Source organism: Cryobacterium sp. PH31-L1, assembly GCF_030063145.1.
GTDB lineage: Bacteria > Actinomycetota > Actinomycetes > Actinomycetales > Microbacteriaceae > Cryobacterium.
Genome location: NZ_JASISM010000001.1, coordinates 192,118 through 206,363, shown reverse-complemented (window position 1 = coordinate 206,363; position 14,246 = coordinate 192,118). Strand labels below are relative to the sequence as shown.

Annotated in this window: 20 protein-coding genes; 1 reads left to right on the top strand and 19 read right to left on the bottom strand. The window is 63.1% G+C overall.

Translation table 11 applies throughout. The features are described 5' to 3' along the window. Positions 1-31: 31 nt before the first annotated feature. The 7 genes from rpsM to QMF22_RS01015 form a co-directional block, all read right to left on the bottom strand. Positions 32-406 carry a 30S ribosomal protein S13 gene (rpsM, locus tag QMF22_RS01045; RefSeq protein WP_092107268.1) on the bottom strand — a complete coding sequence of 125 codons (375 nt, stop codon included), beginning with the start codon at positions 404-406 and terminating at the stop codon, positions 32-34. A gap of 143 nt (positions 407-549) precedes the next feature. Further along, the gene (gene rpmJ / locus QMF22_RS01040; protein WP_035834639.1) at positions 550-663 is read right to left on the bottom strand and encodes a 50S ribosomal protein L36; all 114 of its coding nucleotides are present in this window, start codon (positions 661-663) and stop codon (positions 550-552) included. Positions 664-730: 67 nt separating this feature from the next. Then, entirely contained in the window at positions 731-952 is a 222-nt protein-coding gene (gene infA, locus QMF22_RS01035) for a translation initiation factor IF-1 (RefSeq protein ID WP_035834638.1), read from the bottom strand. Positions 953-1,173: 221 nt separating this feature from the next. Continuing rightward, entirely contained in the window at positions 1,174-2,328 is a 1,155-nt protein-coding gene (locus QMF22_RS01030; protein WP_283449436.1) for a mannitol-1-phosphate 5-dehydrogenase, read from the bottom strand. Next, positions 2,325-2,765 (bottom strand): PTS mannitol transporter subunit IIA, encoded by a 441-nt coding sequence (locus QMF22_RS01025; protein ID WP_283449434.1) that lies wholly within the window; start codon positions 2,763-2,765, stop codon positions 2,325-2,327. Before QMF22_RS01025 ends, QMF22_RS01030 begins: the two co-directional genes overlap by 4 nt. Beyond that, the gene (locus tag QMF22_RS01020; protein WP_283449432.1) at positions 2,762-4,336 is read right to left on the bottom strand and encodes a PTS mannitol transporter subunit IIBC; all 1,575 of its coding nucleotides are present in this window, start codon (positions 4,334-4,336) and stop codon (positions 2,762-2,764) included. The genes QMF22_RS01025 and QMF22_RS01020 overlap by 4 nt, the downstream gene beginning before the upstream one ends. A 1-nt stretch (position 4,337) precedes the next feature. Beyond that, a complete protein-coding gene (locus tag QMF22_RS01015; protein WP_283449430.1) occupies positions 4,338-4,712 on the bottom strand; it encodes a PTS sugar transporter subunit IIB in 375 nt (124 codons plus the stop codon). 139 nt (positions 4,713-4,851) lie between these two features. Between QMF22_RS01015 and QMF22_RS01010 the strand changes: the two genes are divergently transcribed. Beyond that, complete coding sequence (locus QMF22_RS01010) at positions 4,852-6,807, top strand: BglG family transcription antiterminator (RefSeq protein ID WP_283449428.1); 1,956 nt, start codon at positions 4,852-4,854, stop codon at positions 6,805-6,807. A gap of 101 nt (positions 6,808-6,908) precedes the next feature. Here the strand turns inward: QMF22_RS01010 and map are convergent, their stop codons facing one another. The 12 genes from map to rplN all read right to left on the bottom strand — a co-directional run bounded on the left by map (position 6,909) and on the right by rplN (position 14,223). Next, complete coding sequence (gene map / locus QMF22_RS01005) at positions 6,909-7,739, bottom strand: type I methionyl aminopeptidase (RefSeq protein ID WP_283449426.1); 831 nt, start codon at positions 7,737-7,739, stop codon at positions 6,909-6,911. A gap of 114 nt (positions 7,740-7,853) precedes the next feature. Continuing rightward, positions 7,854-8,450: an adenylate kinase gene (locus QMF22_RS01000; RefSeq protein WP_283449424.1), complete on the bottom strand. Its 597-nt coding sequence runs from the start codon at positions 8,448-8,450 to the stop codon at positions 7,854-7,856. Continuing rightward, positions 8,447-9,769: a preprotein translocase subunit SecY gene (gene secY / locus QMF22_RS00995; protein ID WP_092339425.1), complete on the bottom strand. Its 1,323-nt coding sequence runs from the start codon at positions 9,767-9,769 to the stop codon at positions 8,447-8,449. The genes QMF22_RS01000 and secY overlap by 4 nt, the downstream gene beginning before the upstream one ends. Positions 9,770-9,913: 144 nt before the next feature. After that, positions 9,914-10,492: a 50S ribosomal protein L15 gene (gene rplO / locus QMF22_RS00990; RefSeq protein WP_283449421.1), complete on the bottom strand. Its 579-nt coding sequence runs from the start codon at positions 10,490-10,492 to the stop codon at positions 9,914-9,916. Further along, on the bottom strand, positions 10,492-10,674 hold the full coding sequence (gene rpmD, locus QMF22_RS00985; protein WP_066597599.1) for a 50S ribosomal protein L30: 183 nt from the start codon (positions 10,672-10,674) through the stop codon (positions 10,492-10,494). Before rpmD ends, rplO begins: the two co-directional genes overlap by 1 nt. Then, the gene (rpsE, locus tag QMF22_RS00980; protein WP_369827303.1) at positions 10,674-11,381 is read right to left on the bottom strand and encodes a 30S ribosomal protein S5; all 708 of its coding nucleotides are present in this window, start codon (positions 11,379-11,381) and stop codon (positions 10,674-10,676) included. Before rpsE ends, rpmD begins: the two co-directional genes overlap by 1 nt. Then, positions 11,378-11,749 carry a 50S ribosomal protein L18 gene (rplR, locus tag QMF22_RS00975; RefSeq protein WP_092107252.1) on the bottom strand — a complete coding sequence of 124 codons (372 nt, stop codon included), beginning with the start codon at positions 11,747-11,749 and terminating at the stop codon, positions 11,378-11,380. The genes rpsE and rplR overlap by 4 nt, the downstream gene beginning before the upstream one ends. A gap of 2 nt (positions 11,750-11,751) precedes the next feature. Further along, positions 11,752-12,288, bottom strand: a complete 537-nt coding sequence (rplF, locus tag QMF22_RS00970) for a 50S ribosomal protein L6 (protein WP_283449415.1) — start codon at positions 12,286-12,288, stop codon at positions 11,752-11,754. A 6-nt stretch (positions 12,289-12,294) separates the two neighbouring features. Further along, positions 12,295-12,693 (bottom strand): 30S ribosomal protein S8, encoded by a 399-nt coding sequence (rpsH, locus tag QMF22_RS00965; protein WP_104083772.1) that lies wholly within the window; start codon positions 12,691-12,693, stop codon positions 12,295-12,297. A gap of 194 nt (positions 12,694-12,887) precedes the next feature. Beyond that, positions 12,888-13,493 carry a 50S ribosomal protein L5 gene (rplE, locus tag QMF22_RS00960; protein ID WP_283449411.1) on the bottom strand — a complete coding sequence of 202 codons (606 nt, stop codon included), beginning with the start codon at positions 13,491-13,493 and terminating at the stop codon, positions 12,888-12,890. Continuing rightward, complete coding sequence (gene rplX, locus QMF22_RS00955; protein ID WP_283449409.1) at positions 13,493-13,852, bottom strand: 50S ribosomal protein L24; 360 nt, start codon at positions 13,850-13,852, stop codon at positions 13,493-13,495. Before rplX ends, rplE begins: the two co-directional genes overlap by 1 nt. A gap of 2 nt (positions 13,853-13,854) precedes the next feature. Then, positions 13,855-14,223 carry a 50S ribosomal protein L14 gene (gene rplN / locus QMF22_RS00950; protein ID WP_092451145.1) on the bottom strand — a complete coding sequence of 123 codons (369 nt, stop codon included), beginning with the start codon at positions 14,221-14,223 and terminating at the stop codon, positions 13,855-13,857. Positions 14,224-14,246: the final 23 nt, after the last annotated feature.

The window sequence follows — 14,246 nt, the reverse complement described above, 5'->3', positions numbered from 1 at the left end:
CCTAAAGGCGTTAGCGGGCTAGGCCGAGGGCCTAGCGCGCCTTCTTCTTGCCGGCTACGGTGCGCTTCGGGCCCTTGCGGGTGCGAGCGTTGGTCTTGGTGCGCTGTCCGCGAACGGGCAGGCCCTTGCGGTGGCGAATGCCCTCGTAGCTGCCAATTTCAACCTTGCGGCGGATGTCAGCGGCAACCTCACGGCGGAGGTCACCCTCAACCTTGAAGGAACCCTCGACGTAGTCGCGGAGAAGGACGAGCTGATCGTCGCTCAAATCCTTGACGCGGATGTTTCCGTCGATTCCAGTGTCGGCGAGGGTCTTGAGGGCCCTCGTACGGCCAACACCGTAAATGTAAGTCAATGCAACTTCCACGCGCTTATCGCGCGGGATGTCGACGCCGGCTAGACGTGCCATTGTGTCTCCTGTTAGTGATGGAGGTCTGTAACAGCTCCTGTACACCGGCCTCCAACCGATGGTGTCACCCTCACGGGCTCCCGGAACTGCTAGTAAATATTCAGTTATTCAGATAGATCAGGCAGCGACGAGCGCCACCCGACCTAACCCTGGCGCTGCTTGTGACGCGGGTTCTCGCAGATGACCATCACGTTGCCGTTACGGCGGATGACCTTGCACTTGTCACAGATCTTTTTGACGCTGGGCTTGACCTTCATGGTGATTCCTTGTTTTTCGCTGTCTTCGTACCCGCGGGATGCCGAGGGCCGTTACTTACAGCAGTCGTTACTTGTAGCGGTAGACGATCCGGCCGCGGGTCAGGTCGTACGGGCTCAGCTCTACGATCACGCGGTCCTCGGGGAGGATGCGGATGTAGTGCTGGCGCATCTTGCCCGAGATGTGGGCAAGAACTCGGTGGCCGTTGGACAGCTCAACGCGAAACATCGCGTTGGGCAGAGCTTCGACTACTGCGCCCTCGATTTCGATGACACCGTCTTTTTTGGCCATACCCTCACTGTCGCTCTGTATTGAATGCTGGTCATGCGGGATTGGTGTACGGACACGCCACAAAAGACGACACCAGACACCAAGGATCAATCTTATGGTATGAGATTGCCTTTTGGCAATTCAGTCCTATAATCGCCCGCGCACCAGCGCCCCCGACTCGGCGGAAGCAGGTATGGCCAGAGGAGTCAGGGGCGCCGGTGGGTACGGCTCGGGTGATCGCTTCAGTGGTTCACCCGCTGAGCTGCGGCGATTTCCCGGGTGACGGCGTCAAAAAGCGGATGCCCCGGCGCCAGCCCGCAGACCACCTCCGCGATCCGCGGCGCGGCCTCCCCCGCCAGCAAGCGCTGAAGCTCGGCGCTCTGCGAATCGCCGGGTACGTCGAAGCGGAAAGCCGCACGAATCGCTTCCAGCAAGGCGACCGCGCTGCCGCCACCCTCAGCGAGCTCCGCCGCCGGCCCGATGAATCGCTCAGAGCGACTGAGCTTGCGCATCGGCTCTCGCCCCACCCGCACGACAGTGTCAGCGAGGGCCGGGTTCGTAAACCGGGCCAGGATTTTCTCCCGATACGCCCGCTGTGCGATCTCGTCGAGGCCGTGCTTGGCCACGAGCAGGCCGGAGGTCTCCTCGAGCACCCGGCGCGCGGCATCCCGAACGACCGACAGTTCGAGGGCCTCACTGATCGTGGCAGCCCCGGCCAGGTGCCCGAAGTAGGCGATGGTGGCGTGGCCGGTATTCACCGTGAACAGCTTGCGTTCGATGAACGGTTCGAGGTTGTCGACAAAGGTGGCGCCTGGAATGTTCGGCACCGTGTCGCCGAAGCCGCCGCGTTCGATCACCCACTCGGCGAAGGTCTCCACGGTCACGTCGATGCCGGCATCCGCTGCCTGGCCCGGAACGATGCGGTCGACCGCCGTGTTGGCGAACACCACCCGGGCTCGAACAGCCGCCTGATCGGCCGGCACGACGTGCGTCCAGACGTGTTCGGCCAGCCGGTCGGTGGCGTTGATGGCGTTCTCGCAGGCGATCACCGGCAGCGGCGGCAGGCTCGCCCGCCGCCGCACCAGCCCGGCCGCGATCACGGGGGCAACGAACCGAAGAATATTCGGCCCGACCGCCGTCGTGACGATGTCGGCCGTCGCGATTTCGGCGACCAGCTCATCGGACTGCGTGTCACTGTTGATGGCCCGAAAGTTGTCGACGACGTGCACGCTGGATTCCCCGCCGACCTCGAACACCCGGTAGCTCGGCGCCGCATGCAGGGCGTCGATCAACGCCGCATTGACGTCGGCGAAGACAACCTCGTAGCCGGCCTCGTGCAGCAACAGTCCGACGAATCCGCGCCCTATGTTGCCCGCGCCGAAGTGAATGGCTTTCATGCTTCGTTGACCTCCTCCAGCAGCTGAAAGATCTCGTCGGCAGACCCGGCGTCGAGGAGCTTTTGCACCTCGTCGGTGTCGGAGAACACGATGGCCACCTTGGAGAGAATCTCTAGGTGCTCGTTGTTCAGGCCGGCGATGCCGACGGCGAAACGCACCGGTTTGCCGTTCCAGTCGATCGACTGCGGGTACCGCACGAGCGAGAGCGAGGAGCGCAGGATCGATTCCTTGGCCTCGTTCGTGCCATGCGGAATGGCGAGGAAATTGCCCATGTATGTGCTGACGGATGCCTCCCGCTCGAACATGGAATCCACGTAGTCGGCACGGACCGCACCGGAGTCCACGAGGAGTGCCCCGGCTTCGCGGATGGCTTCGTCCCTGGTGGTGGCAGTTCCTTCGGCCACCACGTTGGTGCGGGCGAGGATATTCTGCGTCACCGTGTCACCTCGTTGTCGTTGGCCTTGATCAGGTCGACGACCTCGTCGTACTTCGGGCTGTTCATGAAGTTCTCCACCGAGACGTGCACCGAGTTCGGGGACTTGCTGCGGGCCCGATCGGTGAGGTCCTGGTGGGTGATCACGAGATCGGCCGTGCCGTCGAGGTTGGCGATGGCCTTGTTCGATACCGTGACGCCCTCGATGCCGGCCTTCTTGATTTTGTTGCGCAGCACGGAGGCGCCCATGGCGCTCGACCCCATGCCCGCATCGCAGGCGAACACGATGTTGTGCAGCGGCCGGCCGGCGGCAGCGGCATCCGCCGTGCTGCCGTTGTTTTGGCCGGAAAGGCCGCCGAGAACCGAGCTGGACTTGCCCTTGTACGACTCGGTCTGGGCGACGGCAGCGCCGAGGTCTCCGGTCTCACCGGCGGCCAGGTCACGCCTGCGGCTGGCCCGCAGAATGACCGCGGCGATCAGGAAGGACACACCGGCAGCGCCGATCACCGAGAGGATCACCCCGACATAACTGTCGGGCGCGGTTTGGAACAGCACCGCGAAGATACTGCCCGGCGACGCGGGTGCTCGCAGCCCGGTCTGGAAGGCCACGTTGATGGCGACACCGGTCATGCCGCCGCCGATCGCGGCGAGAATGATGATCGGCTTCATGAGTACGTAGGGGAAGTAGATCTCGTGGATGCCGCCGAGGAACTGGATGATGATGGCACCGGGGGCGCTCGCCTTGGCGATACCGATTCCGAAGAAGGTATACGCGAGCAGAATGCCCAGGCCTGGGCCGGGGTTGGCCTCGAGCAGGAACAGCAACGATTTGCCGTTCTGCTCCACCTGCTGCACGCCGAGTGGGGTGAGTACCCCGTGGTTGATGGCGTTGTTGAGAAAGAGCACCTTGCCGGGCTCGATCAGAATGCTCGCGAGCGGCAGCAGGTGGTTGGCGACCAGCCAGTCCACGGCCGTTTCGAGCACGCTGCTGATACCGGTCACGATCGGGGCGATGCCGAAGAACGCGCCGATGGCCAGGAGCGCGCCGAGAATGCCGGCCGAGAAGTTGTTGACCAGCATCTCGAAGCCGGCTTTGATCTTGCCGTCCCAGATGGCGTCGACCTTCTTGAGCAACCAGGCCGAGAGCGGGCCCATGATCATGGCGCCGATGAACATCGGGATGGTGCTGCCGACTATGACGCCCATGGTGGCGATCGTGGCGATCACGCCGCCGCGGGTGTCATAGATCATGCGCCCGCCCATGTTGGCGATCAGCAACGGCAGCAGGTAGGTGATCATTGGGCCGACGAGGCCGATGTATTGCGGAAAAGTGGTGCCGTCGACATTGGTACCGAGGGTTGTCGCTGCGCCCTGCCAGCCAATGGCGTTCACATCGCCAAAACCGCCGAGAATGCCGTTGGGTGCCCAGCCGGTGGGGATGAACAGGGCGGTGATGAGTCCCCAGGCGATGAACGCGGGGATATTCGGCATGACCATGCCGCTCAAAAAGGTGCCGAAGCGCTGCACGTGGACGCGCGTGCTTGGGCGTTTCGGGTCGACTGACGTCGTCGTCATTTCAGGACCTCTCTTGTTTGGTGGTGGTGTGCTGTGCAGGATTGTGAAGCGGACGCTCCCCCGTCGCGGTCAGGGCCAGATCAAGGGCTGCCTCGCCGTCCCGATCGGTGAAGATCGAGATGGGAAGCAGCCGCCCCTTTGCCCCGTATTCCGCGCACTGCTGGGCGATCGCCGGGAAGGCCGGCGCGAGATGCGGGCCGACGAGAACGACATCGACCGGGCTATGGGCGGTCGCCGCGCTGAGCCGGCCGAGCAGGTCGGATTCGGTGATGGCGGTCACCGAGACGGTGAGACCGCGCAGTGTGGCGCTCCGACGCAGGCGCAGCGCCACGAACGTGCTCGACGCACCCGCTCCGCACACCACGAGAATCTTCATCGAATCGCCCTTCCGCGGTAATCCTGTCAAATTGCTGAGAATTCATCCAAGATGATATTTTCCGCACCCCCGGAAACGAGCCCCAAATGCCCAAAAAGTGGGCACAATGGTCGCGTCAACGACGGAGCGAGGCGAACGCATGGCAGATAAGCAGGCGAGGATGCTGGATTACCTCGTGGGCTCGCCCGCCTGGGTCACGGCGGGTGAGCTCGCCCACGAGCTCGGGGTGACGCCGCGCAGCGTGCGCAGCTATGTGACGAATGTGAAGGCGGCGTCGCATCCGCTGGCCGTGATCGAGTCGGGGCCATTCGGGTACCGCCTGAATCGCACCGCCTATGCCACTTTTGTGCAGGAGCCGACTGCCGAGACGGCAGATTCGCCGCAGAACCGGGTCTACCAGCTGGTGCGCCGACTCATTGACGGCACGGCGTCTGACGACCCGGCCGGGCTCGACCTGTACGCTCTGGCGGCAGACCTGTTCGTGAGCGATTCCACCATCGAAGCCGACCTGGTGCGGCTGCGCGCCCTTCTGCCGGGGTCGGGGCTGGAAGTGACGCGCACCGGAAGCGTCATCGGGCTCAGGGGGTCGGAGGCCGACCGGCGTCGGCTGCTCGGGCGAATGTTCCGGGACGAGAGCAAGCGCGGGTTTCTGGAACTTGCCGCCATCTCCCGCGAGTTCGACTCTGACCAACTGGGCGCGTTCAAGACCGACCTGCTGGCAGCGCTCGACGCATCAGGCTATTTCGTCAACGAGTTCGGCACCGACGGCGTGCTGCTGCACCTCGCCATCGCCGTCGACCGGGTGCGTAAGCGTGCACCCGCTCCGCCCGCGCTGTCCCGCTCTCCGTACTCGGGTCCCCCGCCGGCCGATCTCCTGCCGGAATTGGCGAGCACCCTCGCCGACCTCATCCGCACTCACTTCGACTTGGTGCTCGAACCGGCCGAGCTTGACTATCTCGCCGTGCTGCTTCGTACTCGGGTACTCGCTCCCGGGCACGACCTGCCGGCGCGGGCCGCGGCATCCGCTTTCGCCCGGCCGGACGATTTGCGGGTCGTGCGCCGCATCGTCGCCAGGGCCAGCGCGGAATACCTGGTCGACCTGACCGACGAGGATTTCATCGCGCGTCTGACCCTGCACGTGCGCAACCTCATTGATCGGGCCGGGCAGAGCTCGTTCTCGCGCAATCCGCTGGCGCGATCGATGAAGACGTCATACCCGATGACCTACGAGCTGGCCGTCTACATCGCCAGCGAGCTGCAACGGCACGAGCAGATCGTGATCAACGACGACGAGATCGCTTACATCGCGATGCACGTCGGGGCGCACTTGGAACAGCAGCAACAGGAATTCCGCGAGCAGCGGGTGCGAACCGTGCTGGTCTGCCCGAACTACTACGACCTGCAGTCGGTGCTGCGCGAGCGCATCGAGGGTGCTCTCGGCGCCGACCTCGATGTCGTCGAGGTCATCACGCGCGCGGATCTGGACTGGGCCCGGCTCGACGTCGATCTGGTGCTCACGACCATCGAGCCGCCCCGGCCGGTCGACGGAGCACTCGTGATCCACCCGTTCCTGACCGAGGTCGACGTGAGCAATATCCGCCAGTTCGTCAGCCGTGTGCGCCGGGCGGGACGGCGGGCGGCGATCAAGGACGAACTATTGCGGTTCTTCGACGAGGAGCTGTTCTTCCGCAACTTCTACCCGGGCGATGCCGCCGCCATGATTCGCGCCCTCGGTGAGCGGATGCGGGAGCGCGGCATTATCACGCAGGCCTACGTCGACGGCGCCCTCGACCGCGAGCGCATGTCGTCGACCGCGTTCACCGACAACCTCGCGGTGCCACACGCCATGGAGATGACGGCGCGGCAGACCTCGATCGCGATCGTGCTGAACGACCTACCGATGGACTGGGGCGAGAATCGCGTGACGGTCGTGGCGATGATCGCGTTCAGCGCTGCCGGTCGGGCGTCGTTCCAGGCGGTGTTCGACCAGTTCGTCGAGGTCTTCGCCGATCGGGCCGATGTGCACCGGTTGGTGCAGCGCTCCGGCGACTTCGCGAACTTCATCGACGAGCTCGTGCACCTGATGGACCAGTAGCCGCGGCCCGGCACACCGCCGCCGGTCGCAACCCGCCTGCGCGGCGCCACCCTCCGCTGGTCGAGCCCGTCGAGACTGCCACAGGCACGACGCGCGCGAGACTACGGAATTGGGACGGGAACGATTCCGAACTGGGCGAGACCGGAGGCCCCGCCGTCCTCGGCGGTGAGCACCCAGATGCCGTCCTTGTGCACGGCGATGCTGTGTTCCCAGTGCGCGGCGGCCTTGCCGTCGCTCGTCGCGACGGTCCAGTCGTCATCGCGAGTGTAGGTATCGATTGAGCCGAGCACGACCATCGGCTCGATGGCCACCACGAGGCCCGGCTTCACATCAGGCCCCTTCTGGCGCACGCGGTAGTTGAACACCGGCGGGGCTTCGTGCATGGAGCGACCGATGCCGTGGCCGACGTAGTCGGTGAGAATTCCGTAGCTGCCCTGCGACTCGATGTAGTCCTCGATGGCGTCGCCGACCTCGTTCAGGTGGCGCGCGGTGTGCAGGCGGGCGATGCCGTGCCAGAGCGACTGCTCGGTCACGTCGGACAGCTTCTGGCGTTCAGCGACGAGCTCGGGGCGCGTCTCGTCGGGGAGAACGAAGCTGAACGCGGCGTCACCGTTCCAGCCTTCGATAATCGCACCGCTGTCGATCGAGACGATATCGCCGGCGCCGAGGCGACGTGCAGATGGGATCCCGTGCACGACGTCGTCGTTCACCGAAGCGCACACCGTGTGGTGGTAGCCCTGTTCAAGTTTGAAGTTCGGCTTGCCGCCGAGCAGGACGATGGCGGCCTCAGCCGCGGCATCAAGATCGAGGGTGGTCGCGCCGATGACCATGGCCGCGCGGGCAGCTTTGAGTGATGCCGCGGTGGCCAGTCCCGGTGCCACCATGAGGCGCAGCTGGGCTGGGTTTTTGTAGATGGAACGTCGAAGACTCACTGATTTCCTACAAACTAGCTCCGAGAACGGGAGCAAATATTCATTGTTTGCGTGCATAACCTGGTGGTGCACATGATGATGGGCCGGGCCTTTCGACCCAGCCCCAAACTGGTGCTAGAGAGTGCTGCTATCGGGGCGCAGGCCGCGTTCGGCCAGCGCAGCGAGAATGCGGTCGGTGACCACTTCAACGGCACCGAGTCCGTCGATGGTGACGACGAGGCTGCGGGCGCTGTACACATCGATGAGCGGAGCGGTCTGCTCGGCGTAGACGTCAAGACGGTGACGGATGACTTCGGCCGTGTCGTCCGCGCGGCCCTGCTCGGCTGCACGCTTGAGCAGGCGGGCGACAACCTCGTCGGTGTCGGCGGTGATCAGAACGACCACGTCGAGCTGGGTGCCGCCGGAAACGAGTAGGCGATCGAGCTCAGCGACCTGATCGGTTGTGCGCGGGTAGCCGTCGAGCAGAAAGCCGTTGGCAGCATCCGCTTCTTTCAGGCGGTCAGCGACGATCGCGTTGGTGAGGGAGTCTGGCACGTAGGCGCCGGCGTCCATGAACGACTTGACCTCGAGCCCGAGCGGGGTGTTGTTGGTCACGTTGTAGCGAAAGATGTCGCCGGTGGAAATGGCCGGAACGTCGAAGGCGAGCGCGAGGCGCTCGGCCTGGGTGCCTTTACCCGCGCCGGGCGGGCCGATCAGTAGTAAGCGCGTCATTTAAGAAGCCCCTCATAGTGTCGCTGTTGCAGTTGCGAGTCGATCTGCTTGACCGTCTCGAGCCCCACGCCGACGACGATGAGAATGCTCGCGCCGCCGAACGGGAAGTTCTGGTCGGCGCCGATGACCGAGAACGCGATCAGCGGGATGAGCGCGATCAGGCCCAGATAGATCGAGCCGGGGAGCGTGATGCGGGTCAGCACGAAGTCGAGGTACTCGGCGGTCGGGCGGCCGGCGCGAATGCCGGGAATGAACCCGCCGTACTTCTTCATGTTGTCGGCGACTTCTTCGGGGTTGAACGTAATGGCCACGTAGAAGTAGGTGAAGCCGATGATGAGCAGGAAGTACATGGCCATGTAGAGCGGCTGGTCGCCACCGGTGAGGTTCTGCGAGATCCAGACCACCCAGGCCGGCGCTTCAGTTCCGGCAGCCGGCTGGTTGAACTGCGCGAGCAGGGCCGGCAGGTACAGCAGCGAGGAGGCGAAGATCACGGGGATCACGCCGGCCATGTTGACCTTGATCGGAATGTAGGTGTTGTTGCCGCCGTAGGTGCGCCGACCAACCATGCGCTTGGCATACTGCACGGGTATTCGCCGCTGCGATTGCTCGACGAAGACCACGCCGGCGACCACCAGGATTCCAACGATCAGAACGATGATGAGGGTGTCGGGACCCTGCTGCTGGCCGATCGAGGCGAGCGAGCCGGGGAACAGGGCGGCGATCGAGATGAAGATCATGAGCGACATGCCGTTGCCGACGCCGCGCTCGGTGACGAGCTCACCCATCCACATGATGACGCCGGTACCGGCGGTCATCGTGATGACCATGAGCATGATGGCGTACCAGGCGTCGTTGGTGATCAGCTGCGTGCACTCGGTGCTGGCGGATGTCCCGAACAGGGCGCCGCTTCGAGCCACCGTGATCAGCGTGGTCGACTGAAGAATACCCAGGGCGATGGTGAGGTAACGCGTGTACTGGGTCAGAGTGCTCTGGCCCGATGCACCCTCCTTGTAGAGGGTGTCGAAGTGGGGGATGACCACACGCAGCAACTGCACGATGATCGATGCCGTGATGTACGGCATGATGCCGAGCGCAAAGACGCTCAGCTGGAGCAGGGCGCCACCACTGAACAGGTTGACGAGCTCGTAGAGGCCGCTCGTGCCCTGGTTGGCTGCGAGACACAGCTGCACATTGCCGAAGTCCACGAACGGGGCCGGTACGAAAGAGCCCAGACGGAACAGAGCAATGATGCCCAGGGTGAAGCCGATCTTCTTACGAAGGTCGGGTGTGCGGAAGATCCGCGCAATGGCGCTAAACAAAAAGGCCTCCAGATTTTTACGCAGATCGACAGTGCATATCGTTGTAAAGCGGCAGATCGACTTAAAACGATCGAGCTTGTCGAATCACACCAAACGATTTACTCGATTGACGGATTCGACAAGCTCGATTGAGCGTCTACGGACTTACTTTACAGATCCACCCGCGGCGACAATTTTCTGCTCAGCGGAAGCAGAGACCTTGTCGACCGTCACGTTCAGCTTAACGGTAATTTCACCGGTTCCAAGAACCTTGACTTTTTCGTTGTCACGAACCGCACCCTTGGCGATCAGGCTGGCAATGGTGACATCGCCGCCGTTCGGGTAGAGCAGTTCGAGCTTTTCCAGGTTGACAACCTGGTACTCGACGCGGAACGGGTTCTTGAACCCACGCAGTTTCGGGGTGCGCATGTGCAGAGGCATCTGCCCACCCTCGAAGCCGACGCGCACGCTATAGCGTGCCTTGGTGCCCTTGGTGCCTCGACCCGCGGTCTTACCCTTGGATCCTTCACCACGGCCAACGCGCTGGCGGGCCTTCTTCGCTCCGGGCGCCGGGCGAAGGTGGTGTACCTTCAGCACGTGCTCGCGGGGCTCAGTGGGCTCTGCTGCAACAGCTGCCTTTTTGGGGGCAGCGGCCTTTTTCGGTGCTGCGGCCTTCTTGGGGGCAGCAGCCTTCTTCGTGGCGGGCTTGTCGGCTACCTTGGTAGCTTCCTTCTCGTCAGCCATTAGTCAATCTCCTCGACCTTTACGAGGTGAGCGACGGTGTTGACGTAGCCACGATTCTGCGAGTTGTCCTCGCGGATCGTAACGGCGCCAATGCGTCGCAGACCCAGGCTGCGAAGAGTGTCGCGCTGGTTCTGCTTCTCACTAATTTTGGACTTGATCTGTGTGATCTTCAGCTGGGCCATCAGGCACCTGCCTTCGCGGTTGCGGCCGCTGCAGCTGCAGCAGCGTCGGCACGAAGAAAACGGGCCGGAGCCACGTCTTCGTAGGCGAGACCGCGGCGAGCCGCAACCGCACGCGGCTCTTCGAGCTGGTGCAGTGCCTCGACCGTGGCGTGCACGATGTTGATGGTGTTCGACGAACCGAGCGACTTGCTCAGCACGTCGTGGATGCCAGCGCATTCGAGTACGGCGCGCACCGGGCCACCGGCGATAACGCCGGTACCTGCTGCTGCCGGACGAAGCAGAACGACGCCGGCTGCGGCTTCACCCTGGACGGGGTGCGGGATGGTCAGGCCAACGCGAGGAACGCGGAAGAAGTTCTTCTTCGCTTCTTCGACGCCCTTGGAGATAGCGGTCGGGACCTCGCGGGCCTTACCGTATCCAACGCCGACCAGGCCGTTACCGTCGCCGACGACGACGAGAGCGGTGAAGCTGAAGCGACGACCACCCTTGACGACCTTCGAAACGCGGTTGATGGTGACGACGCGCTCCAGGAACTGGCTCTTGTCGGCATCGCGGCTTCCGCGGTCCTTGTTCGGGTTGCGCTCACGGCCACCACGACGAGCCTCGCGAGGCTCGTTCTGCGGCGGGGTCGTGGAGGCAGCGGTTTCAACCGGTGCCTCGGCAACGGCAGCAACAGGTGCTGTGGTTTCGATCTTTTCAGTGCTCACAGGTTCAATCCACCCTCTCGAGCTCCCTCGGCGATGGCTGCGACGCGTCCTGCGTACTTGCTGCCACCACGGTCAAATACAACGGCTTCGATGCCGGCGGCTTTCGCACGCTCAGCAACAAGCTCACCGACCTTGCGGGCCTTGGCGGTCTTGTCACCATCGAAGGTGCGCAAGTCCGTTTCGAGCGTGGAGGCCGACGCAAGGGTGAAACCCTTGCTGTCGTCGACGACCTGAACGAATACGTGGCGAGCCGAGCGCGTGACGACGAGGCGCGGGCGAAGCGCCGTTCCCTCGATCTTCTTGCGAAGACGTGTGTGACGACGTCCGCGGGCTGCGGCCTTGCTCTTGCCTCTAGTTCCGAGTCCCATGGTTACTTACCGCTCTTTCCGGCCTTGCGGCGAACAATCTCGCCGGCGTAACGCACACCCTTGCCCTTGTAGGGCTCTGGCTTGCGAATCTTACGGATGTTGGCGGCGACCTCGCCGACGGCCTGCTTGTCGATTCCGCTGACCGTGAGCTTGTTGACGCTCTCAACGGTCAAAACGATGCCAACGGGCGGCTCGACGACGACCGGGTGCGAGAAGCCGAGGGCGAACTCAACGGAGGTGCCCTTCTGCGCCGCGCGGTAACCGGTACCGACGATTTCAAGACCCTTGGAGTAACCAACGGTTACGCCGATGATCTGGTTGTTGATCAGGGTGCGGCTCAAGCCGTGGAGCGAACGCGAATCGCGCTCGTCATTCGGACGGGTGACGAAAACGTGACCGTCCTCAACCTTGACCGCGATGGGCTTTGCAACGACAAGCGCGAGCTCGCCCTTGGGGCCCTTCACCGATACGGCCTGGCCGTCAACGACGACCGTGACCCCAGCGGGGATCTCAATGGACTTTCTACCAATACGTGACATTCTCGGTTACCACACGTAGGCGAGAACTTCTCCGCCTACGCCCTTCTTCTCAGCCTGGCGATCGGTGAGCAGACCGCTGGAGGTGGACAGGATGGCAACGCCGAGGCCACCGAGAACCGTGGGGATCTCAGTGGACTTTGCGTACACGCGCAGTCCGGGCTTGGAAACCCGCTTGATGCCGACGATGGAACGCTCACGGTTCGGACCGAACTTCAGGTCGAGCGTGAGGGTCTTGCCTACTGTTGCATCGGTGACCGTCCAGGCAGAGATATAACCCTGAGCCTTGAGGATGTCAGCGATGTGCGCCTTCAACTTGCTGTGCGGCATGGACACGGTGTCGTGATATGCCGAGTTCGCGTTGCGCAGTCTGGTCAGCATGTCTGCGACCGGATCTGTCATTGTCATTTTGTGGTGCCTTTCTCGCCTGGTTTCGCTCATCCGTTACCGAATGGCGACCTGTGGTGGTGAGGGGACCGGCCGGTCGGCCGGTCCCCGGGTGAAGTTATTACGCCGGACCTGAAGTCCTCAACACGTTGAGAGCCTTACTGAGCGCAAGCTCCCAACTCTAGTTGAATTTGTTCCTCTGTTGTGAGGAACTGCTACTTGGCGTCGTCCGACTTGAACGGGAAGCCGAGCGCCTTGAGCAGCGCGCGACCCTCGTCGTTGGTCTTCGCGGTCGTGACGACCGTGATGTCCATGCCGCGAACGCGGTCAATGCGGTCCTGGTCGATCTCGTGGAACATGACCTGCTCGGTCAGACCGAAGGTGTAGTTGCCCGCACCGTCGAACTGCTTGTCGGACAGACCGCGGAAGTCACGGATGCGAGGAAGGGCCAGGCTGAGCAGCCGGTCCAGAAACTCCCACATGCGGTCGCCACGAAGTGTGACGTGGGCGCCGATGGGCTGTCCCTCACGCAGTTTGAACTGCGCAATGGACTTGCGGGCCTTGGTGACCTGCGGCTTCTGGCCGGTGATCTTGGTGAGGTCAGAAACCGCACCGTCCATCACCTTGCCGTCGCGTGCTGCTTCTCCGACACCCATGTTGACGACAATCTTCGTCAGGGTGGGGATGCGGTGCACGTTGGTGAAGCCGAGTTCTGCGGAGAGCTTGGCACTGATCTCATCGCGGTACTTCTGCTTCAGACGCGGCAGGGCCTTGACGAGCGTGGCTCCGCCAGTGCCTTCAACAACTGCGGTGTCAGTCATTAGAGGTCCTTCCCTGACTTCTTGGCGTAACGAATGCGGACCGTCTTGGAGACGCCGTCCTTCGTTACCTCTTCCTGGCGGAAGCCGACGCGGGTCGGCTTCTTGGTCTCCGGGTCGACGATGGCAACGTTGGACGCATGGATGGGGGCTTCGAAAGTCTCGATGCCGCCCGTCTTGGTGCCGCGCTGGGTCTGTCCGACGCGAACGTGCTTGGTCACGAAGTTGATGCCCTCAACGAGGACACGGTTCTTCTCGACGTCGACGGAGATGATCTTGCCCTGCTTGCCACGGTCCCCGCCGCGAGCCTGGCTGCGGCCGCTGATGACCTGAACGAGGTCACCCTTTTTGATTCTGGCCATGATTAAATAACCTCCGGTGCCAGCGAGATGATCTTCATGAACTTCTTGTCGCGAAGCTCGCGACCGACCGGTCCGAAGATTCGGGTGCCGCGGGGGTCACCGTCTGCCTTCAAGATCACTGCAGCGTTCTCATCGAACTTGATGTAGGAGCCGTCTGGACGACGGGTCTCCTTCTTGGTGCGAACGATGACAGCTTTGACGATGTCACCCTTCTTGACGTTTCCGCCCGGGATTGCATCCTTGACCGTGGCGACGATGACGTCGCCCAGGCCGGCGTAACGACGGCCGGAGCCACCGAGAACGCGGATGGTCAAGAGTTCCTTGGCGCCGCTGTTGTCGGCAACCCGTACTCGTGATTCTTGCTGAAGCACTTTATAACTCCTTTACGTCAAGT